21 protein-coding genes are annotated in these 20244 nt (G+C 57.6%); 9 read left to right on the top strand and 12 right to left on the bottom strand.

Annotation, left to right across the window (positions count from 1 at the left end; genetic code table 11):
- Positions 1-244: 244 nt before the first annotated feature.
- The 9 genes from pseB (at position 245) to QMN23_RS17060 (ending at position 10990) form a co-directional block, all read left to right on the top strand.
- Entirely contained in the window at positions 245-1273 is a 1029-nt protein-coding gene (gene pseB, locus QMN23_RS17020; protein ID WP_282000524.1) for a UDP-N-acetylglucosamine 4,6-dehydratase (inverting), read from the top strand.
- Entirely contained in the window at positions 1270-2439 is a 1170-nt protein-coding gene (gene pseC / locus QMN23_RS17025; RefSeq protein WP_282000525.1) for a UDP-4-amino-4,6-dideoxy-N-acetyl-beta-L-altrosamine transaminase, read from the top strand. Before pseB ends, pseC begins: the two co-directional genes overlap by 4 nt.
- Positions 2436-3122 carry a pseudaminic acid cytidylyltransferase gene (pseF, locus tag QMN23_RS17030; protein WP_281999566.1) on the top strand — a complete coding sequence of 229 codons (687 nt, stop codon included), beginning with the start codon at positions 2436-2438 and terminating at the stop codon, positions 3120-3122. The genes pseC and pseF overlap by 4 nt, the downstream gene beginning before the upstream one ends.
- A gap of 10 nt (positions 3123-3132) precedes the next feature.
- A complete protein-coding gene (pseG, locus tag QMN23_RS17035) occupies positions 3133-4230 on the top strand; it encodes a UDP-2,4-diacetamido-2,4,6-trideoxy-beta-L-altropyranose hydrolase (RefSeq protein WP_281999564.1) in 1098 nt (365 codons plus the stop codon).
- Positions 4231-4240: 10 nt separating this feature from the next.
- Complete coding sequence (gene pseH / locus QMN23_RS17040) at positions 4241-4801, top strand: UDP-4-amino-4,6-dideoxy-N-acetyl-beta-L-altrosamine N-acetyltransferase (protein ID WP_281999563.1); 561 nt, start codon at positions 4241-4243, stop codon at positions 4799-4801.
- Positions 4798-5859: a pseudaminic acid synthase gene (pseI, locus tag QMN23_RS17045; RefSeq protein ID WP_282000526.1), complete on the top strand. Its 1062-nt coding sequence runs from the start codon at positions 4798-4800 to the stop codon at positions 5857-5859. The genes pseH and pseI overlap by 4 nt, the downstream gene beginning before the upstream one ends.
- Positions 5860-5877: 18 nt before the next feature.
- Positions 5878-8391 carry a 6-hydroxymethylpterin diphosphokinase MptE-like protein gene (locus QMN23_RS17050; protein ID WP_282000527.1) on the top strand — a complete coding sequence of 838 codons (2514 nt, stop codon included), beginning with the start codon at positions 5878-5880 and terminating at the stop codon, positions 8389-8391.
- Between the two features lie 187 nt (positions 8392-8578).
- Positions 8579-9634, top strand: a complete 1056-nt coding sequence (locus tag QMN23_RS17055; protein ID WP_282000528.1) for an FkbM family methyltransferase — start codon at positions 8579-8581, stop codon at positions 9632-9634.
- A 159-nt stretch (positions 9635-9793) separates the two neighbouring features.
- Positions 9794-10990, top strand: a complete 1197-nt coding sequence (locus QMN23_RS17060; protein WP_282000529.1) for a glycosyltransferase — start codon at positions 9794-9796, stop codon at positions 10988-10990.
- A gap of 80 nt (positions 10991-11070) precedes the next feature.
- On the opposite strand, the gene QMN23_RS17065 is transcribed toward QMN23_RS17060, so the two are convergent.
- The 12 genes from QMN23_RS17065 to QMN23_RS17120 all read right to left on the bottom strand — a co-directional run bounded on the left by QMN23_RS17065 (position 11071) and on the right by QMN23_RS17120 (position 20239).
- Complete coding sequence (locus QMN23_RS17065; protein ID WP_282000530.1) at positions 11071-11499, bottom strand: hypothetical protein; 429 nt, start codon at positions 11497-11499, stop codon at positions 11071-11073.
- Between the two features lie 4 nt (positions 11500-11503).
- A complete protein-coding gene (gene fliS / locus QMN23_RS17070; RefSeq protein WP_282000531.1) occupies positions 11504-11926 on the bottom strand; it encodes a flagellar export chaperone FliS in 423 nt (140 codons plus the stop codon).
- 13 nt (positions 11927-11939) lie between these two features.
- Positions 11940-13352 carry a flagellar filament capping protein FliD gene (gene fliD, locus QMN23_RS17075; RefSeq protein WP_282000532.1) on the bottom strand — a complete coding sequence of 471 codons (1413 nt, stop codon included), beginning with the start codon at positions 13350-13352 and terminating at the stop codon, positions 11940-11942.
- Between the two features lie 187 nt (positions 13353-13539).
- Complete coding sequence (locus QMN23_RS17080) at positions 13540-14361, bottom strand: flagellin (protein ID WP_282000533.1); 822 nt, start codon at positions 14359-14361, stop codon at positions 13540-13542.
- Between the two features lie 292 nt (positions 14362-14653).
- Positions 14654-15109, bottom strand: a complete 456-nt coding sequence (locus tag QMN23_RS17085; protein ID WP_282000534.1) for a flagellar assembly protein FliW — start codon at positions 15107-15109, stop codon at positions 14654-14656.
- A gap of 5 nt (positions 15110-15114) precedes the next feature.
- A complete protein-coding gene (gene csrA / locus QMN23_RS17090; RefSeq protein ID WP_282000535.1) occupies positions 15115-15354 on the bottom strand; it encodes a carbon storage regulator CsrA in 240 nt (79 codons plus the stop codon).
- A gap of 33 nt (positions 15355-15387) precedes the next feature.
- Entirely contained in the window at positions 15388-16284 is an 897-nt protein-coding gene (gene flgL / locus QMN23_RS17095; RefSeq protein WP_282000536.1) for a flagellar hook-associated protein FlgL, read from the bottom strand.
- 16 nt (positions 16285-16300) lie between these two features.
- A complete protein-coding gene (flgK, locus tag QMN23_RS17100) occupies positions 16301-17734 on the bottom strand; it encodes a flagellar hook-associated protein FlgK (protein WP_282000537.1) in 1434 nt (477 codons plus the stop codon).
- A 1-nt stretch (position 17735) separates the two neighbouring features.
- Positions 17736-18233 carry a flagellar protein FlgN gene (locus QMN23_RS17105; protein WP_282000538.1) on the bottom strand — a complete coding sequence of 166 codons (498 nt, stop codon included), beginning with the start codon at positions 18231-18233 and terminating at the stop codon, positions 17736-17738.
- A gap of 16 nt (positions 18234-18249) precedes the next feature.
- On the bottom strand, positions 18250-18543 hold the full coding sequence (gene flgM, locus QMN23_RS17110) for a flagellar biosynthesis anti-sigma factor FlgM (RefSeq protein ID WP_282000539.1): 294 nt from the start codon (positions 18541-18543) through the stop codon (positions 18250-18252).
- A gap of 9 nt (positions 18544-18552) precedes the next feature.
- Positions 18553-18936 (bottom strand): rod-binding protein, encoded by a 384-nt coding sequence (locus tag QMN23_RS17115; protein WP_282000540.1) that lies wholly within the window; start codon positions 18934-18936, stop codon positions 18553-18555.
- 193 nt (positions 18937-19129) lie between these two features.
- Positions 19130-20239: a flagellar basal body P-ring protein FlgI gene (locus QMN23_RS17120; RefSeq protein ID WP_282000541.1), complete on the bottom strand. Its 1110-nt coding sequence runs from the start codon at positions 20237-20239 to the stop codon at positions 19130-19132.
- Positions 20240-20244 lie beyond the last annotated feature (5 nt).

A 20244-nucleotide genomic window follows, 5' to 3' on the forward strand; every position in this document is an offset into this window, starting at 1 on the left:
TCACCTGCCATCGTGATGGTCAAAATACGGACACACCGGTACCTTCTCAATGGTATACCTCATCCGGACACAGAGCGTCTCCAATCCAGACATATTGCCAGCATCACCCCCGCCAATCTACATTTTTTTGACACCTAAGCACCGGCATTTTACTTGCATCGTGCCATTCGGTACCCAATAAATCACGTACGCCACACAGCTTCTGCACACCAGCCGCAAGACTACAAAAACCTACGGAGCAACCATGCTTACAGGAAAATCAATTCTCGTTACCGGCGGCACCGGTTCATTCGGCAAGAAGTTTATCGAAACAGTTCTCACCTGCTATCCCGGAGTAAAGCGGGTGGTGGTCTTTTCCCGCGACGAGCTGAAACAGTTCGAGATGTCGCAACAGTTTCCACCGCAGCAGTTCCCGCAGATTCGCTACTTCATCGGCGATGTACGGGACAAAGACCGGCTCAACCGGGCTTTCGAGGGGATCAACATCGTCATTCACGCGGCAGCACTCAAGCAGGTACCGGCATGTGAATACAACCCCTTCGAGGCGATCAAAACCAATATCCTCGGCGCCCAGAACGTCATCGAGACGGCCTTGGAGCGGGGGGTCGAAAAAGTGGTGGCGCTCAGCACCGACAAGGCTGCGGCGCCGATCAACCTCTACGGGGCGACCAAGCTCTGCTCCGACAAGCTGTTCGTCGCCGCCAACAACTTCAAGGGGAAACGGGAGATCAAGTTCTCGGTGGTCCGTTACGGCAACGTTATGGGGAGCCGGGGAAGCGTCATCCCCTTCTTCCTCAAGAAGCGTCGCGAAGGGGTGCTGCCGGTGACCGACGAGCGGATGACCCGCTTCAACATTACCCTCGAAGATGGCGTCAAGCTGGTACTCAAGGCCCTCGACATCATGTGGGGCGGAGAAATCTTCGTGCCGAAAATCCCCAGCTACCGGATCACCGATGTCGCCAAGGCCGTTGACTCCGATTGCCGGATTGAGATCGTCGGCATCCGGCCGGGTGAAAAACTCCACGAGGAGATGATTACCACCACCGATGCCATCAATTCCATTGAATTCGGCGACTACTTCGTCATCCTGCCGTCAATGCAGCTTTGGGATCCAGACCAGTTCATGAAGGAGTTCGGTGGCCGGCGCTGTCCCGACAGTTTTGCCTATAACAGCGGGACCAATACCGACTGGCTGAGCGTAGAACAGCTACGACTGTTGATCCACGAACACCTCAATCCCGAGTTCAATCGCCGCAAGGACGACTTGGCATGACTGCATCCCCCATCCCCTACGGCCGGCAGGAGATCAGCGCCGCCGACATCGAAGCGGTGGTGGAAGTGCTTCGTTCCGACTGGCTGACCCAGGGGCCGACGGTAGAACGCTTCGAGCAGGCGGTGGCCGGCTACTGCGGTGCCGCCCACGCGGTGGCGGTCAACAGTGCCACCTCGGCCCTGCACATCGCCTGTCTCGCGGCGGGACTCGGTCCCGGCGATCTTCTCTGGACCACACCCAACACCTTTGTCGCCTCGGCTAACTGCGGCCGTTATTGCGGCGCCGCCGTCGACTTCGTCGACATCGATCCGCGCACCTACAACATGAGCGTCTCCCGGCTGGCGGAGAAGCTCGCGCAGGCCGCCCGGGACGGTCGATTGCCGAAGGTGGTGATCCCGGTCCACTTTGCCGGCCAGCCGTGCGAGTTGGCGGAGATTGCCCGGCTGGCGGAGCGGTACGGCTTCACGATCATCGAGGACGCCTCCCACGCGGTGGGGGGGAGCTACCGGCAGGAGAAGATCGGCAACTGCCGCTACTCCGCCATGACGGTCTTCAGTTTTCATCCGGTCAAGATCATCACCACCGGCGAAGGGGGAATGGTCCTTACCAACAGCCCCGAGCTGCACGCCCGGCTGAGCCGGCTCCGCAGCCACGGCATCACCCGCGACCCGGCGCTGATGACCGGCGAGGCCGACGGCCCGTGGTATTATCAGCAGATCGAACTCGGCTTCAACTACCGGATCACCGACATCCAGGCGGCCCTCGGGCTGAGCCAGCTGACGCGGCTCGACGAATTCGTCGCCCGGCGGCACCGATTGGCGGCCCGCTACGACGAAACGCTCCGCGACCTGCCGCTCGACCTCCCCTGGCAGCATCCGGATGGCCATTCCGCCTTCCACCTCTACGTCATCCGCCTCCGGCTCGAACGACTGGCCGCCAGCCGGCGGGAAATCTTCGAGGAACTGCGCCGGCGGGGGATACTGGTCAACCTGCACTACATCCCGGTCCATACTCAGCCCTATTACCGGGCGCTCGGCTTCCGCGACGGCGACTTTCCCGCAGCGGAGCGCTACTACCGCGAAGCGATCACCCTGCCGCTTTATGCCGGCCTCGCCGAGGCGGACCAGGAGCGGGTCATTGCTGCGCTGCGGGAGTGTTGCCGATGAACGTGGCGATTATCCCGGCCCGGGGGGGGAGCAAGCGGATCCCGCGCAAGAACATCAAGCCGTTCGCCGGCAAGCCGATGATCGCCTATTCCATCGAGGCGGCCCTCGAATCCGGTCTGTTCGAGCGGGTCATCGTCTCAACCGACGACCGGGAGATTGCCGACGTGGCCCGCGGTCACGGCGCCGAAGTGCCGTTTATCCGCCCCGCCGAGCTAGCCGACGACTTCGCCGGCACCGACGCCGTCCTGCTTCACGGGCTGCAGTGGTTGGAGGAGCATGCTCGCCGGCCCGATTACTGCTGCTGCATCTATGCCACCGCCCCCTTCGTCCGGAGCGAATATCTCCGCCAGGGGTTCGAACTGCTCTGCCACCACCAAGCCACCTCGGCATTCTCCGTCGCCACCTTTCCCGCGTGCATCTTCCGGGCGCTCAAGCTCAACGACCTTGGCCGGCTGGAGATGATCTGGCCCGAAAACCGGGAGAAGCGCTCCCAGGACCTCGGCGAAGCGTACCACGACGCCGGCCAGTTCTACTGGGTCGACACCGGCAAGTACCTGGCGGAGCGCCGGCTGTTCTCCGCCGATGCCGTGCCGGTACAAATCCCGCGCCACCTGGTCCAGGACATCGATACCCCCGAGGACTGGGAAACCGCCGAACGGATGTACCGGGCCCTCTGCGGCTAAGGGGAGCGTAATGAGCAGTAACGGCAGGCCATCGGTCGTCATACGCTGCGACGCCTCGCTCAGGATCGGCAGCGGTCATGTCATGCGCTGTCTGACCCTGGCCAACCAGTTGGCCCGGCAGGGAGCAACGATCTCTTTCCTCTGCCGGGAGCTGTCGGGGCAACTCGGCGAAGTGATCGCCCAGCACGGCTATCGGGCGATCATGCTCCCGCCGCCGGAGGCAACGCCGGGCTCCGCCGGGGCACCGGAATCCTGGCTCGGCGTCCCCCCTGGTCGCGACGCCGGGGAAACGGCGGCACATCTGCGGGAGCTCCGTCCCGACTGGCTGATCGTCGATCACTACGGGCTCGACGAGGACTGGGAAACACAGCTCCGGCCCCTGGTCGGACGGATCATGGTCATCGACGACCTGGCCGACCGGCGCCACGACTGCGACCTCCTCCTGGACCAGAATTACTACCGCGACGGCGCCAACCGCTACGCCGGGCTGGTTCCCGCACAGTGTCGGCTGTTCCTCGGTCCCCGCTTCGCCCTGCTCCGCGAGGAATTTTATACTGCCCGCCAAGCGCTGGCCGAACGGGACGGCACCATCCGGCGGCTGTTCATCTTTTTCGGCGGTGCCGACGATACCGGTGAAACCGCCAAGGCGCTCGCCGCCCTGGCCGACCGCACAGCAGGGGAAATCCGGGCCGACGTCGTCGTTGGCGCGGCCAACCGGCAACGGCAGGAGATCGAAGAGCGCTGCGCCCGCCTGCCGGGAGTCACCTACCATTGCCAGACTCCCGACATCGCCCGGCTGATGGCCGCAGCCGACTTCGCCTTCGGCGCCGGCGGCACAGCCACCTGGGAACGTTGCTTCCTCGGCCTGCCCGCCGCCGCCACCATCCTCGCCCGGAATCAGCTGGCGGTAGTCGAGGCGGTGGCCGCATACGGCGCCCTCCACAACCTGGGCTGGCATAACGAGGTAACCGGCGACCGACTGGCGACGGAGCTGGCCTGGGCCGTCCGCAATCCTGCCGCGGTCCGCGAGATGGGCCGCCGGGCCCTGGCGCTGATGGGCGACGCCGCCCGGCGGGACAACCCGCTGGTAGCGGCCCTCTGCAAGTAAGGAGAGAACCATGCTGGAACGTAACCGCTGCACCCTGCGGCCCGTTACCGAAGATGATCTGGCGAGACTCCTCGAATGGCGCAACTCCGAACGGATTCGCCTCAACATGTACAGCGACCACCTGATCAGCTGGGAGGAGCATCGGGCTTGGTTTGCCCGGTTGCAGGAATCCGACACGGCCCGGACCCTGCTCTTCGCCGTCGACGGCCGGCCGCTCGGGGTTGTCAACGCTGTCCGAATCGACCGGCGCAACGGCACCTGCTACTGGGGATTCTACCTCGGCGAAACCGATGCCCCCCGCGGCAGCGGCACCGCCATGGGCTACCTCGGCCTCGACTACATCTTCAGCGAACTCGGCCTGCGCAAGGTGATCGGCGAAGCGTTCGCCTTCAACGAGGCGAGCATCGCCTTCCACCGCCGGCTCGGCTTCGTCCAGGAGGGATGTTTCGTTCGCCAGGTGCTGAAAGACGGCGAGTATCACGACATCATCTCCTTCTCCCTGTTCAACGACCAGTGGGAAGCGCACAAACGACACTTCACCCCCTTCGCCCCGGAAGAAGGTACCCCATGAAGCAACAAACCGTCATCGGCAACCGGATCATCGGCGCCGACCAGCCACCATTCGTCATCGCCGAGATGTCAGGCAACCACAACCAGTCCCTCGACCGGGCCCTGGCGATTGTCGATGCGGCCGCCGCGGCAGGTGCCCATGCGCTGAAACTGCAGACCTACACCGCCGACACCATGACCATCGACCTTGACGAAGGGGCATTCCACATCGGCGATCCGAACAGCCTCTGGCAGGGGACCTCGCTCTACAAACTCTACCAGGAAGCCCACACCCCCTGGGAATGGCACGCGCCGATCTTCGCCCGCTGCCGGGAGCGGGGACTCATCTGCTTCAGTACCCCCTTCGACGAAACGGCAGTCGAGTTCCTCGAAACGCTCGATGTGCCGTGCTACAAGATCGCCTCCTTCGAGAACACCGATCTGCCGCTGATCCGCAAGGTGGCGGCCACCGGCAAGCCGATGATCATCTCGACCGGCATGGCGACGGTGGCCGAACTGGACGAAACGGTCCGCGTCGCCCGGGAAGCCGGCTGCCCGGGGCTTATTCTGCTCAAGTGCACCAGCACCTACCCGGCAACGCCGGCCAACACCAATATTCGTACCATCCCCCACCTGCGCGAGCTGTTCGTCTGCGAAGCCGGGCTCTCCGACCACACCATGGGAACGGGAGTGGCGGTCGCCGCCGTCGCCCTGGGGGCCACGGTAATCGAGAAGCACTTCACCCTCTGCCGGGCCGACGGGGGGGTGGATTCGGCATTCTCGCTGGAGCCGGAAGAGCTGCAGTCGCTGGTGGTAGAGACGGAGCGGGCCTGGCAGGCGCTGGGGGGGATCAGCTACGGACCGACCGAGGGGGAGAAACCGTCACTCAAGTTCCGTCGCTCCCTCTATATCGTCAGAGACATTCGCCAAGGGGAGACGCTGACGGCAGAGAATCTGCGGGCGATCCGCCCCGGCCTGGGATTGGCACCGAAATATCTGGATTTTTTCCTCGGCAGAAAAGTAGCGCAGGATGTCAAAAAAGGGACTCCCCTCGACTGGAGCCTGCTTTTCACCGAATAGCATTTGAAAAGGATTGATATGGAATCGACAGAAAACAGCCTGGGCACTTTTTTAACCAACGATTTCGGCGATCGTTACCTCTACAGCGTCAACCGTAACGCCTTCAACCGAATCGGCTCCGATGCCCTCTATCGCTCGCATTTCGGCGAGCAGCTCTTTCAGGAGTATCAGCTCAACGTCATCATCGGGACCGATTCCGGCATTCTCCCCACCTTCATCGCCAAAAACGGCGTTCCGATCGGCGCGCGTTACCTATTCGTCGAACTCCCGGAAGTGATCAGCGTACTCTCCGGAGAGGGGATGCTGGAGAATCTGCCCAGTGAAATCTGCGTCGTCCCGCCGGAATCGCTCCAGGAGCAGTGCCGCGCGTACAATATCGCCGACTACGTCTTTCTCGACGCGGTCCACGTCCACGAGTCGATTGCCGCAAGCGACGCCAACGTCCCCGATTACCGGACTCTTTCCTGGACCGTCAACAACGATATCAGAACGATCATTCGCGCCACGTGGACGTCATCCAACGCGTCGCACTTCATCCTCCGCCAGCTGGAAAACCTCACCGAGAACCAGGTCTGCTTCAGCGAGGTGCTCAAAGACGCTTTCGCCGGTCGGACCGCGGTAATCCTGGCCGGGGGCCCGTCATTGAAGAACGCTCTGCCCTGGGTGAAGGCAAACCGCGACCGGCTTGTAGTGATCGCCGTTTCGCGCATCAGCCGTATCCTCCTCGACGAGGGTGTTGTCCCCCACATTATTGCCTCCGTTGACCCGCAGAAGATCAGCTTCGAGGTGAGCCGCGAGATGCTGCAGTTCCCCCGGCAAAGCGACGAGGTGCCCCTTTTTATCTACAGTAACCACGCCTCCCCCCCTCTGGTCGGGCAATGGGATGGAAGAAGCGTGTACACCGGCCCCCGCTTCCCCTGGCGGACGCCGCTCAACGTCGATTCCCTCGCCTATTCCGGCCCCACGGTCAGCAACTATGCCGTCTCCGTAGCGGTCCACATGGGATGCCATACCATCGTGCTTGCCGGGGTCGACCTCTGTTTTTCGGCCGACGGCCAGACCCACGCCGCGGGAAGCAACGAGAACAAAGTCGGGCCCGACCTGGGCCAGATGGGCCTGCGCGTCGAAACGTACGGCGAAGGGAAAGCGGATACCAACCAGGGCTACGCCGAATCGCTCACCATGCTCGGATTGCAGGCCACGGCAGCAGCCGAGAAAGGCTGCCGGCTATACAACTGTTCGCTCAACGCGGCCAAGGTTCCCGGCATCGGCTATCAAGCGGTAGAAGAAATCGAACTGCCCACGGACGAGTTCTTCCCTGCCGAGGTCATTGCCCGCCTGGCCCCCGAATCGACCACCGCCTCGCGGCTCGCCCATTATAAAAAGATCCGGAAAGAACTCGACCGGGCGCGGTCGAAATTCCAGCAGATCCTCACCCTCTGCCACGAGGCGATCGAATGCGCCGACGGACTTTTCGGCAGGAACGGCAGAAAGCGCGACTTCTGCCACAAGATCAGGTTGGACAAGATCGAGCGGAAGCTCGACCGAAGCTTCACGGACTTCTCCGGGCTCGTGCATCAGTTCGGCCTCAAGAAATTCCGCGCGAGCCTCAAACCGACGATGGACGAGATGACCGACGAGCAGGTTGAGACCGCGACCTATGAGTACTACGAGGCGTACCTCGAGGGAACCGATTACGTGATCAAGGTGGTGGAGAGCGTCCAGGCACGGATCGACGCCCGGATCGAGGAGCAGAAGGAGTCCCCGGATTTTGTCAAACTCGTGACCCAATGGGCAAGGGACGAGCAGTCCGGTCGCCTCTTTATCTGGCAGCACCGCAATCCGGAGGGGGCTCGCCAGCTCTCCCCCACGGAGCAGGAACTGGTCAAGGGGCTGGAAGCGGAGTTCACGCGCGTGATGACCGTGGAGCGGACCTCCCAGATCGAGCTCCTCGAAAGACTCCACGACGTCAAGCACACCCGGAGCAAAGCACTCCTTCTCTACCGGCGGGGAGAAACCGAGGAGTTGGAGGCAATGGCGCGCGGACTGGCCGGGCACCCCGACCAGGAAAAGGCCCTTCCCTATCACCACTTCGTCAATGGGCTCCTTGCCGAGATGCGGGATGAGCCGGCCAAAGCCGTAGACTGCTACCAGAACCTCCTCACCGAACCGCTTCACGCCCTCGCCGAGGATGCGCTGTTGCAGATTGCCAACCTCTCCATCGCGGCTAACGATATCGACAACGCCCTTCTCGCCGTCGAATGCCTGGTCGGGATATCCCCATCCTACCTCCCGCCGTACGGCGAGCTGCTGAACGTGCTAGGTCGCTACGACGAAGCGTTCAATGCCTTCAATCGCTACTTGGCCATTGCTCCCGACGATGTCGGGAACATGATCTCGCTCGGCATCTTGTGTAAGGAGGCAGGGCTTGTCGATACGGCACGCGGGCTTTTCGGCAGAGTTCTGGAAAAGGATCCCATGAATAAGGCCGCGCTGTCATTGCTCGATGACCCTGTTGCAGTCCAAAGTTAGAAATGCAACTGGCCATAGCCGCATTGGAATTCCCGACTGAATCGGAAAAGGCGCAAAGGAGCCGTCAGGGTCATTCCCTTGGGGCATTCTTTATTTGGCTTTAAGTGCCATGCGCTCGTCGGCCCTAAATCATTGTAACCGGCTTATGTCGCAAGAAATGCCATTTTATCATTGAAGGAACCCCGCTATGTCCACAACCCAATTTTGCATTTTTGAACGAGACTATTACGCCTTAAAAAAGCAACATCTCGACGCGCATTATGAAATAGCGTACCTCGTCTCGCTTCACAAAGAACTTGTTGGCCTCAATATTGAGGGTAAGCCAATCATCAGTATTGAAGACTTTGTCGCAAATACTTCTGAAAAAACTGTTATTCTAGCGATACCGATTTCAGCTTTGTATTGTCAAGCTATCAACTTACTGTTTAAACTTGGAATTGGACCACAAAATATAGTTACGCTTTTGAACGTTCCTAACTACTACGGAAACGAGAATATAGCTTTGCTTGCCAAAAATGTTTGTTACGACATCTATCCGACTGGAGAGGTTGTATGTAATGTTGATGGGCATAAATTTGTTATAGAGACCAACAATGATCTTTATATTGTAAAAGAAATATTCGGACAAAAAGTGTACGACTTCTATTTGCCCGATGAGCATGTTACCATTGTCGACATCGGAATGAATATCGGGGTTGCTTCAATATTTTTCAGAAATATGCCAAACGTAGTTAACGTCTATGGGTTCGAACCATTCAAGAAGACCTATGAATGCGCACTAAAGAACTTCGCATTGAATAACATCCATGACAGATTGCACCCTCGTCAGGTAGGTTTAGGTGACTCTGACAAGACCATTGAAGTACAGTATAACGAAAGTTTAAAAGGCCTTATGAGTACATCGCGCAGTAACGCGGAGTATCTGGGCGCCGCAGCTGAAACTGTTGTAGTTGAGACTGTAGATGCTACAGTTGTATTAACGTCTGTAATAGAAGAAAATCCAGGAAATGCGATTGTAGCCAAGATTGATTGTGAAGGGGCTGAATACGAAATACTTTCACGACTCGATGCCACCAACATGATCAATAAAATTAAACTTTTCATAATGGAATGGCATAATTACGAGGGTAAGAACATTTTGTTATTAGAAGACATATTTAAGCGGAATGGCTTTATTTATTATATTATCGGTGCAAGGTGTAATGAAGTTGGGATGATGATTGCTGTAAACACCGGCATCTAGTTATTTAAAGAGCGGATGCTGGTTTGGTTGAAATCCCACCCATTGGCGAGCCACATCCACTTCTTTTCTGCCCCACTAGTTCAACGAACCTACTTCGCCGACAGGCTTGATTTGACATAACAAGTTAAAACAGCTTAGCATTAAAGAGGAGATTTTTTGATGCCGATCGAACTTCTAGCTCCGACGAATTATCAAGATACCATTGTTATGTTCAAAGGAGAATCTCAATACAATTTACTGCCTGAATTCCTGACAGAGTTATCATCGGCATTCACCGACCTTGGTTACAAGGTGGCGACAATAGACATGTTCGATACAGATTGGCCTAACAGGCTGTTTAAAATTATCAAAACAAAGCGCATCAAATTTTTTATGTCAATGAACGGCAATGGCAACGACATAATGTTAAATGGCAAGCGCTTGGATGGACATACCGATGCTCCCATGTTTAACTTTTTTGTCGATCACCCATGCGGCCTTATAGATAGAATCGATTGTAGTTTAAATAACTTGATTGTTTCTTGCGTTGACAAAACACACGTCCATTTTTTAGAAATTTATGCGCAGACAAGAAAGCCCATCCAAAAATATTTTGTCGCCCATGGCGGGGGTGCAAGTCGCAATAAGGCAAAAGAGAGGACTATTGGAGAGCGAAGTATTGATGTACTGTTTTCCGGCTCATACACGGATCCGGAAAGCATACGAAAATCCTGGTTATCGAGCAGCATAGGCTCTTTGTTAGACATTATTGCCGAAGCTGCTTTGTACGAATCAGAGAAGTCCCTCGTGCAGGTATTCATCGAGGCATTTGAATCCAGGGGCCTTAATCCTGCGATATTGAAGGATCGGGGAAGTTGGTGTTTACTCCGGGCGGTTGGCAGCTATGTCAGGCAAGCGCGAAGAAAATTAATTGTCGAGTCATTACGCGATTGCAATATGCACATTTATGGCAACGGCTGGGAGGAGTTACCGGCACTGGCCAACAGCAATATACGTGTCTGCGGACAAATAAATTACTCTGAAATTTATGACAAAATGGCAGATACAAAGATTGTATTGAACATACTACCGTATTTTACCGATGGCAGCCACGAGAGAATTTTCAATTCTATGCTTGCCGGTGCCGTATGTTTGTCTGATGAAAATATATATTTGAAGGACAACTTCTGTTGCGGTAAAAATATTGTCCTGTACAACCTGAAAAATAATAATGCCGCAGAAAAAATAGAACGGCTTCTGGGTAACACGAATATGATGGATGAAATAGCTAGAAACGGTAAAGAGTTAGCACTTACAGACCATACTTGGCGTAATAGAGCGGAGGAAATACTACAAATTGTGGTTGGCAGGCAATAATAATAATCAGGCAATCCCGGGGCTATTCAGCGAGAATGCAATTAAGAGGAGAATGGGGAGAAGAAGATATACGCTTCAACTCATGCGATGTCATCAAAATGACGACGTGGGATACGGCCACTCCGTTCGTAGCAGCCATAAGCGACCTTCCCGCGGCTCAGGGCCGCGAGTTGGCCTCTAAGGGAATCCATGCGCGTCCCGGCAAGAGCAATTACCAGGGCGTCAAGTTCGAGTATTCTTTTTGTTGCAGCCTCCTGCAGCCTCCGGTACCCGGCCACGGCCTCCCGGGACTCCGCATCAAGCTCAACCTGAGCGTGATCTACATCTGACAGATAGTCGTCAACATCCTGAATCGTCTGAATGCATTCCTGACGTCTGGCGATTCTTGCTTCACAAACGCCATTTCCGCAGGCGTCGAAATCGGCCAGAAGGGCCTCGGCCTCGGCCTGCAGGCATCGATACTGCTCTTGGCCGCGCTTGATGACTTCAAGGAGTTCTTCACAGCTCATCGGCCTACCCCGCAGCCCGCACGAAACTCTCCGCCTGATGTCCAACCTCTCGCTCTTTCCTGGCGACCTCGATTGCTTCGGTCCAGGCACTCCTTAAGATGGAAAGGATGTTGATGGCATTCTCCAGGGATTGCGTAGAGTTGCTTACGTTCGCTTCGGTGAATTCTCCGATCAGATAGACATAAAGCTGTTCGAGATTGCGGGAGATATCTCCCCCGACCTCGTGATTCAGGGTGCTCATCAATTCTGACACGATAGCAAGGGCCTTGCTGATGTAAACCCCCTTCCCCGCCATATCCTTCTTGTCCATCATATCCAGGGCAATCCTGGAAAACCTGATTGCACCGTCGTAGAGCATGACGAGGATTTTTTCGGGAGTGGCAGAGATCACTTGTGTGTTCTGATACTGGGTATACGCGTTGAGCATTGCCTCACCTCATTTAGCTGCTTGTTTTACTGGTGGAACTGAGCGATGCGCTCAGACTGTTGAGCAGCATATTCCCTTGAGACTGCAGATTGCTGACCAGAAGCTCCATTGCGTTGAACTGGTTCTCCAGGGCAGTCTGCTTTTGGGCGATAAGGTCTTCCATATCGCTGATGCGCTTATCCATGTCGGCATTGGCATTGGTGAGCGATCGTTTGGCAATCTCAATACTGCCGTTGCTTGCCATTCCGTCGGCAACGTACGGATGCACCATGCTGTCGATCACCATATTGAATTGCTGCGCAATGCCGTACTGGTTCTGGGCAAGGGTGACCACGGAATCGCCGTTGTGGCTGAAGTAGTCCACCACATCATTGTAGTGATTGGAGAGCGCGTCCGAAAGCTTGGCAGAATCAACCGACAGGGTCCCAGTCTTGGAGTCGGAGTTGATTCCAAGAGCCGCCAGGCTGGTGATGGAGCCGCTGGCGCCAGATACCGTGGTGGTCAGCAGTGACCGAAGTTGCTGCTGGATGGTCCGCACCGTCGAGTTCCCCGACAGGACACCGGCGGTTTTGCTCGAGGCGTCATAGGCCGACTCCGAGTTCACCAGGGTGACCACCTTGTTGTACGCAGTAACGAAATTGTTAATTTTTTGGGTGATTGCGTCGGTATCGTTAGTCACCGCTACGGTGGTGGTCGCTCCTTCTTTCAGCAGGTTGAGCGTCACCCCCTGGATGGCGTCCGTCACCGTGTTGGACTGTTTGGTCATCGCGACCCCATCCACCACGAGCTGGGCCGGAGCGGCATCCTGATAGGCCGCCACATAGGTGGGATCGGTTACGTCGATCACCTTTTGGCCAGTTTCAATGCCGCTGAAGTCGAAGACGTGATTCTGGGCGTCGGTGCCATTGATAACCATCCGGTAGCTGGTCCCGTCGTTGATGATCGACGCACTTACCTTGGCACCGGAAGAGTTGATGGCGGCGACGATCCCCTGCAGGGAGTTCTGACCGCTCCCGATAGTGACGGTTTGGCCATCAATGGTAAAGCTTCCGGTGCTGAATGTATCAGTCGCCGTGTCGCTGGCCACCCCGGTAGAGACCTGTCGCTGATTCTTGGCCAGCGCGACCACCTGCACCGAATGAGTGCCGGGAATGGCACTGCTGGTGGCAGTTGCGCCCAGGACGGAGCTGTCGCCGACCGACGATTGCACCGCCTTGAAGGTCAACGGGGTATTGAATCCCTGTACGATATCCTGCAAGCTGGACAGGGCGTCTTCGATCTTTTGGAATTCAGAGATTTTTTTGCTGTTCGTCTGCTGTTGCGCTTGCAGGAGCTGCTCAGGAGCCCGCTCCAGGCTAATAAGCTGCGAAATGATCGACTTGGTATCAATCCCCGTAGCTAGCCCGCCAAAAGATATCGATGACATAATTGCCGCCTCCCGATTGTACTTGATGCAACAAGAGTACCATTTCCAGAATCAGCCTGAACTCACCATGCCGGCATGCGCCCGTCACTACACATATCGGCATTATCCCGAATAACTTGAACCAATTTAAAAAAAAGAGGAGGAGCACAAAGCCCCTCCTCTCGCAATCAAACCGTAACAGATCAAATTATTGCAGCAGTTTCAATGCGGCCTGCGGCGCCTGGTTGGCCTGGGCCAGAATGGCCGTACCCGCCTGAACCAGGATGTTCGCCCGCGTCATATTGGCGGTTTCGGCAGCGATGTCCGCATCGGCGATGCGGGACTGGGCGGCCGAGGTGTTCTCGACGGCAACCTGCAGGTTGTTGATGACCGACTGGAAGCGGTTCTGGGCGGCGCCAAGGTTGGCGCGCTGGCCGGAAACCTTGGTGATCGCGGCGTCGATCGTGCTCTGCATGGCCTTCGCAAGCGCAGAGGTATTGATGACGGTGCCAACAGCCAGCGTAGTGGCGTCCATGGCAGTAAGGGAAAGAGTGATCGTATTGAAGGCACTCGTCCCGGTACCGACCTGGATGTCAAGGGTCGTAGTAGCGCCGTTCAGGAGGTGGAGACCGTTGAAGGCGGTGGCGGAAGCGATCCGGGTGATTTCCGAAGCCAGTCGGCCGAATTCGCTGTTGATGTAGGAGCGCTGCGATGCAGCAACGGTACCGGTAGCGGCCTGGGTGGCCAGTTCGCGCATACGGCCGAGGATGTTGCTCACTTCGTTGAGGGCGCCTTCAGCAACCTGCACCAGCGACACGCCGTCGTTGGCATTGCGGATATCCTGGTTCATGGAGCGGATCTGCGCCTTCATCCCTTCGGAGATGGCGAGGCCGGCGGCGTCATCGGCAGCGCTATTGATCCGGAGGCCGGAGGAGAGGCGTTGCAGCGACTGGTTGAGGGACAGTTGGGTTTTAGCGAGGTTGCGTTGAGCGTTAAGCGATGCGATGTTGGTGTTGACTGTGAGTGCCATGGTTACTTCCTCCTTGAGTTGGATAATGGGGTTTCCTTACCCCGTTTGCGTGCTCGCGGTTCTACCTAGCGCGCCATCCGCCCGGGCCCGACGGCGTGAGCGGCAGGTGTGGCCGTTTGCTTGCGTCTTTAATGTACTTATCGGAGAGGGGTAAATAAACTTTAGGGAAAAAATGGTGCCGTGAGATTTTTGTTGCTGAGGGGGAAAAAGAAAGGGCAGGAAAAAGAGAAAGGCAGGTCTGGGACCTGCCCCTACGACCTGCCCTTATGATTGAACGCTGTGAGCCGTATCATCACCCGCCGTTGGCGGCTGGCGCAGGCTCCTGCTGAGAGGCAAAAAGTGGCTGGCGGGCTGAGAATTTCCCCCCCTCCAGTACCACCTGCTTGGCAATCAGCCGGGCGGGATTGAGCACCACCGGCCCCTGGAGATTGGCCGTTATTTTCGTCGGGTCCTGGGAGAGGGTTACTACGAGCAGGACGATGATTTCCCCCTGCCGATCGAGTGCCAACCGCTCGGACTCTTCCGCGGTCAACGCAACCTGATAATCGGAAAACGCCCGCCGGGCATCGATAACCACGAACGACAGCGCCGGGGTTTCTACCGACTGCAGCCAACAGAACGGTGCATGTTTCTCGGGATTGAGCATCACGAAGCGTTTGTCGGCAAAACCAAGCATGCCGTCGGGCATGGCAATGATCTTGTTGTCGTCGACTTCAATCTCACCGAATCGGGTCGTCGCAATCTTCACGATTTCTACTCCTTCGTCACGCCGCCCATGAAATTGACGGCATTTTCCAGATCACCGAGGGCCCAATCGGCAGCCAGCTGATTCTCGCGCTGCACCTTGAGATAAATCTCCTCACGATAGATCCGCATGTCACCCGGGGCCTCGATCCCCAGCCGCACCTGGTTCCCTTTCATCTCCACCACTTTGATCCGGATTGAATCGCCGATGGTGACCACTTCGCCCATTTTCCGTGTCAATACCAACATACGTTACGCCCTCCTGGCGCGTTGCCCGTCTAGCTACTTCAGGTAGTCAAGCAGCGACATCTGGGAAACCTTTGCCGACGCTGCCATTGCGGCCTGATAAGCGGTCTGCTGCTTGGTAAGATCGCTGATCACCTGCGCGAAGTCGACGTCCTGCTTGTCCGATATGACCTTCGTCAGACTCAGCTTGCGGTCGTCAATAATATTGCCCGCCGCCGTCAGGTGATTCAGCCGGGCGCCGAGATCGGTACGCGTGGCAAGCACCTGTCCCATCGCGTTGTCAAGATTCCCCAGTTCGGTGCGAACCCCGGCGGTATTGCCAGCACCAAGGGCGGTAATCATGTTGTTGATGGTCCCGATGATGTCGGTCCCCGAGCTCCCCGGCGGCGTCCCGCCCCGAATGAGCTGGCCGCCGGAATAGTTGATCTGCACCTGGGTTCCCCGATCGACCTCGATGTTGATTGCGTCGTCGGTGCCGGTGTAGTTTCCCGCAGGATCAAAGGGGGCCGTATCGTTCTTGAAACCGCCGAAGATGTACTTGCCGTTCAGCTGGGTATTCCCGAGTTGAATCAGCTCGTCCCGCAATTGAGTCAATTCTTTGACTGCTGCAGACTGGGAATCGGGGTTGTTAATGTCGCTGGACATGGCCACCCCGAGCTCCTTGGCCCGGCTGATAACGTTACCCAGTTCGGACATCGCGGACTCGCTCATCGACAGCCAGGCAGTGCCATTGCTGATGTTGCGGGAATACTGGTCGCCGGCAGAGATCAGCGCCTTCAGGTGGAGGACCTGCTGGGCGGTTACCGGGTCGTCGCCCGGAGCGCTGACCTTGACGCCGGTCGAGGCCTGCTGCTCTAACTCCTCGGTCCGTTGCCGGATGATCTGCAGGTTGTTCAGGACAAGGTTTGCCGTGGTGTTCTGGGTTACGCGCATCGTAATTTCTCCCTGTCTATCTGATCAGACCGAGGATGGTATCGAGCATGTCGCTGCTGACGGTGATCATCTTGGCCGCCCCTTGATAGGCGGTCTGATACTTCACCAGATTCGCCAGTTCTTCGTCCAGCGACACCCCGGAGTTCGATTCACGCAGGTTGTCGAGCTGCTTGATGGTGCTGTCGCTGGTAGCCTGGGTTCTGGTCGCATCCTGCACCGCCACCCCGACCTTGCCGACCAGGGAGTTATAGAAGCTGCCCAGTGTCAGCTGACCGCCGGAAGTGGTCAGGACTTTGTCATAGATGCTGGCGATGGTCTGGGCATTAACATTGTTGCCGGTACCACCGGTAGCCGGGTCAGTGCTGGCGGCGGCAACATCCGCCGTCTGGGTAATATTGACCGCAATGCCGCCCGAGCCGCTGTAGCCAGCCATGGTGGCCGGTGGGGTGAAAAAGCTCAGGCCGGTGGAGCTGTTGAGGCCAAAACCGGTCGTATGGACGTTGTTGACCTCGGTTGCCAAAGTATAGGCCAGCTCGTCGAGGTCCGACAGGAAGCCGTTGACCATGGTATCGCGGACCTGCAGCGCCCCGCCCATCTCCCCCTGGCGGTTATCGATACCACCGGCGATGGAGGTGATGTCAGTGGTGGTATTCCCGCCCGGGGACGTGGCCAGCACCTTGTAATAGCTCGAATTGGCGGGGTCCGGCTGCAGCGACAGGGTCGCCGCCTGTTTGCCGATCACCAGCGGCTGGCCGAGCGACAGGCTGACGTTGAGGGTACCGTCGGTCTGTTCGATATAGGTAATGCCCACCTTGCCGGAAAGTTCCCGCACCAATTGGTCACGCTGGTCACGTAGTTCGTTGGCCCGTCCCCCCTGGATTTCGATCAGTTTGATCTGGTCGTTCAGCGAGGCGATCTGGCTCGTATAGTTGTTGACATCGGAAACGATCCCTTCGAGCGACTGGTTGGCCTCGCTCTTGAGATCGTGGAGCGAGCCGTTGATCCGCTGGAACTGGTCGACGAGCTGCTGGGCACTGGCTAGGACCGCCTGCCGTTCCGGCTGCCCCTGGGGGTTGGACGTCAGATCCTGCCAGGCTGAGAAGAAATCCTGCAGCGATTTGCCGAGACCGTCGGTAGTCAGGTCGTTGAACAGCTGCTGGGCTTGGTTCATCGAGGCGAGGACCGTACTGGAAAAGCCCTCCGTCGCGCTCTGGCCTGTCAACTGCTGCTGCAGGAAATCGTTATAGGCGCGCTGGATCTCGGCCACCTGCACCCCGCTCCCGAGCGGGAAACCGCGCTCCAGAGTGGTGGGAGCGGTCTGGAAGATCGTGGTCTGCTTGGAATAGCCGGGGGTATTGACGTTGGTGATGTTTTCGCTCGTCACTTCCAGCGCCAGCCGCTGGGCAGTCAGCCCCGATTTGGCGATATCGAGAATACTCGAAATACTCATGTCATATCTCCTTACGGAGGAAACTTGAATTCATCGGCCGCTCCACCATGTGGCCGCTGCCGCCGTAGGTTTCGGCCACCGTCAGCCGGCTCCGGAAAAAAGTCAGCGACCGGCCAACGGTCGACAGCGAGCTGTCGAGCAGTCGCTTGTTTTCATCAAGCAACCGCCGGACTTCCAGCGAAAGCGAAGACAATCGCTGTTGTAGGTCTTTGAGTTCGCTGGCAGCAGGTTCTGCACTCTGAGCTATCAGGGGAGAGAGCGAGACGGTTCCCCGCAGGCTGAGTTTCTCTCCCTCACCGGCCAGCAGCTTGCGGCAGGCGCGGTCCAGGGTCTCCATCTGCTCCGCCAGTTGCACCTTGGAGTCGGTGGTAACTTGCAGCCGTTCCATATCGCAGCTGACGATATTCTGCCGTTCTTCGCCAAGAAGCCGAAGCAGCTCCTTCATGCTCGCCTCGCGGGCATTCAGGATCTCCATCAGTTTTGTCGTCTCTTCCCGCATACTCCCTCCATCATCTCTAACGGAGCCAATCAGCCAATTTGCCGGCTACGTCTCCGGCGGCAACCCGATAGGAACCATCCGCTATCTGTTGTCTCAGAGCCGCCACTTTATCACTCCGGAAAGCCGGTTCGCTGTCGGCAGCCTGCTTTAACCTATCAAGCTGGTTTTTGCCGATCGACAACTCCACACGATCAGCAGCCGATGTCGCTGCAGCAGCTGCAGGTGCCTTTCCCCCGGCAGCCTTCTCCGGGGTGGCCGCACGTAGCGCATTTACGCTGGAAAGCGTTACGATGTCACTGTCAAGCCTCATCAAAGATCCTTACTTCCCGTCTGTAGACGCCGTCACCGGCGCGAGCGCCGGCGGCGCGTTTTTTGCCTTCACCCCGCCATCGCGCAACATCTGCTGCTCAATGAGCGGCGCAAGGCCGAGACCACCAGATTTGGCAATATTATTGGCATACTCCTGATCGAGCAGCGATCGATAGACCTCTTCGCCATGACCGCCACCGGTCAGCGGATCTTTGCCAACCGTTTCCCGCATTGATTTGAGCATCATCCCGATAAAAATCGATTCGAACTCCTGGGCAACCTTTTTGACAGCCTGGCGATTCTTGGCCGTATTGTCCTTGGTCGTGGCCAGTTGCCGGGCCCGGGAAGTCTCGTTGTCCTGAAGCAGGATATCGTTGGAAAGAGTTGTCTGCATGGAGTACCTATCGGCACAATTCGCCAAAACTTTAAATGACGGGTAACTTCCCGAATAAAAAACAGCACAATACGTGCCAAGCCGCCCAAAGAGCGTCACAAAGGCTCTTTCCGGACGGCTTGTGCAGATACCCCCGGAGGCCCATGGAATAGAGCGCCCGGCCGAATGAGAAATGTCCGTTACCCGATGGCAACTAGATGACTGACAACTCTGCCTGCATCGCTCCGGCAGCCTTGATGGCCTGGAGGATGCCAATCAAGTCGCGGGGTGTTACCCCAAGAGCATTCAGTGCGCGAACGACCTCGCCAATACTGGCCCCTTCCTTGACTACCGCCAGGCCACCGCCACCTTCGGTAACCTTGACGCTGGTCCGCGGAACGACAACCGTCTCGCCGGTTTTGCTCAACGGAGCCGGCTGTGATACCTGCGGCGTTTCCTTAACAAAGAGGGTCAGGTTGCCGTGAGAGACCGCAACCGTCGAAATCCGGACATTGTCGCCGATCACAATGGTGCCGGTCCGCTCGTTCAGCACCACTTTGGCCGGAGAATCAGGTCGGACTTCGAGGCGCTCCATATCCGCGACGAACTCGACGACCCGCCCCCGGTAGGCATCGGGCACAGTCATCAGCACCGCCCCCGGGTCGCTGCAGCTCGCTACGGGGGCATTGAATTTTTCGTTAACCGCCCGGGCAATGCGCGTGGCGGTGGTGAAATCCGGCTGATGGAGGTTGAGTCGCAACTGTCCCTGCCCGGTGAGCACATTGGGAAGTTCCCGCTCCACCAAGGCACCGTTCGGAACCCGGCCGGCGGTCGGATGGTTTTTCTGGACGCTGGCAGCCTGGCCGCCGTACGAAAAGGAGTTGGTCAGCACGGCACCTTGGGCAACGGCATAAACCTGGCCGTCGGCGCCTTTGAGCGGCGCCATCAACAAAGTACCGCCGGCCAGACTTTTGGCATCCCCGGCGGAGGAAACGAGGACGTCGATCTGGGTCCCCTGCTTGACGAACGGAGGCAGGTCGGCCGTGACCATGACTGCGGCCACGTTCTTCACCTTGATGTCGCTGCGGTTGATGGTGATCCCCATCCGTTCCAGCATATTGGTCAAAGACTGGACCGGAAACTTGGTCTGATCGCTGTCGCCGGTGCCGTTAAGTCCCACCACCAGGCCATAGCCGATTAACTGGTTATCCCGAACGCCATTGAAGCTGGCGATATCCTTGATCCGGATTGCCAGGGCAAGTTGGGGAACCGCCAGAAGAAGAAAGATGACCGCTGTGAGGATTCGCTTCATAGGTTTTTCCATTTCCT

Source organism: Geotalea uraniireducens (assembly GCF_027943965.1).
In the GTDB taxonomy this organism is placed as follows: domain Bacteria; phylum Desulfobacterota; class Desulfuromonadia; order Geobacterales; family Geobacteraceae; genus Geobacter; species Geobacter uraniireducens.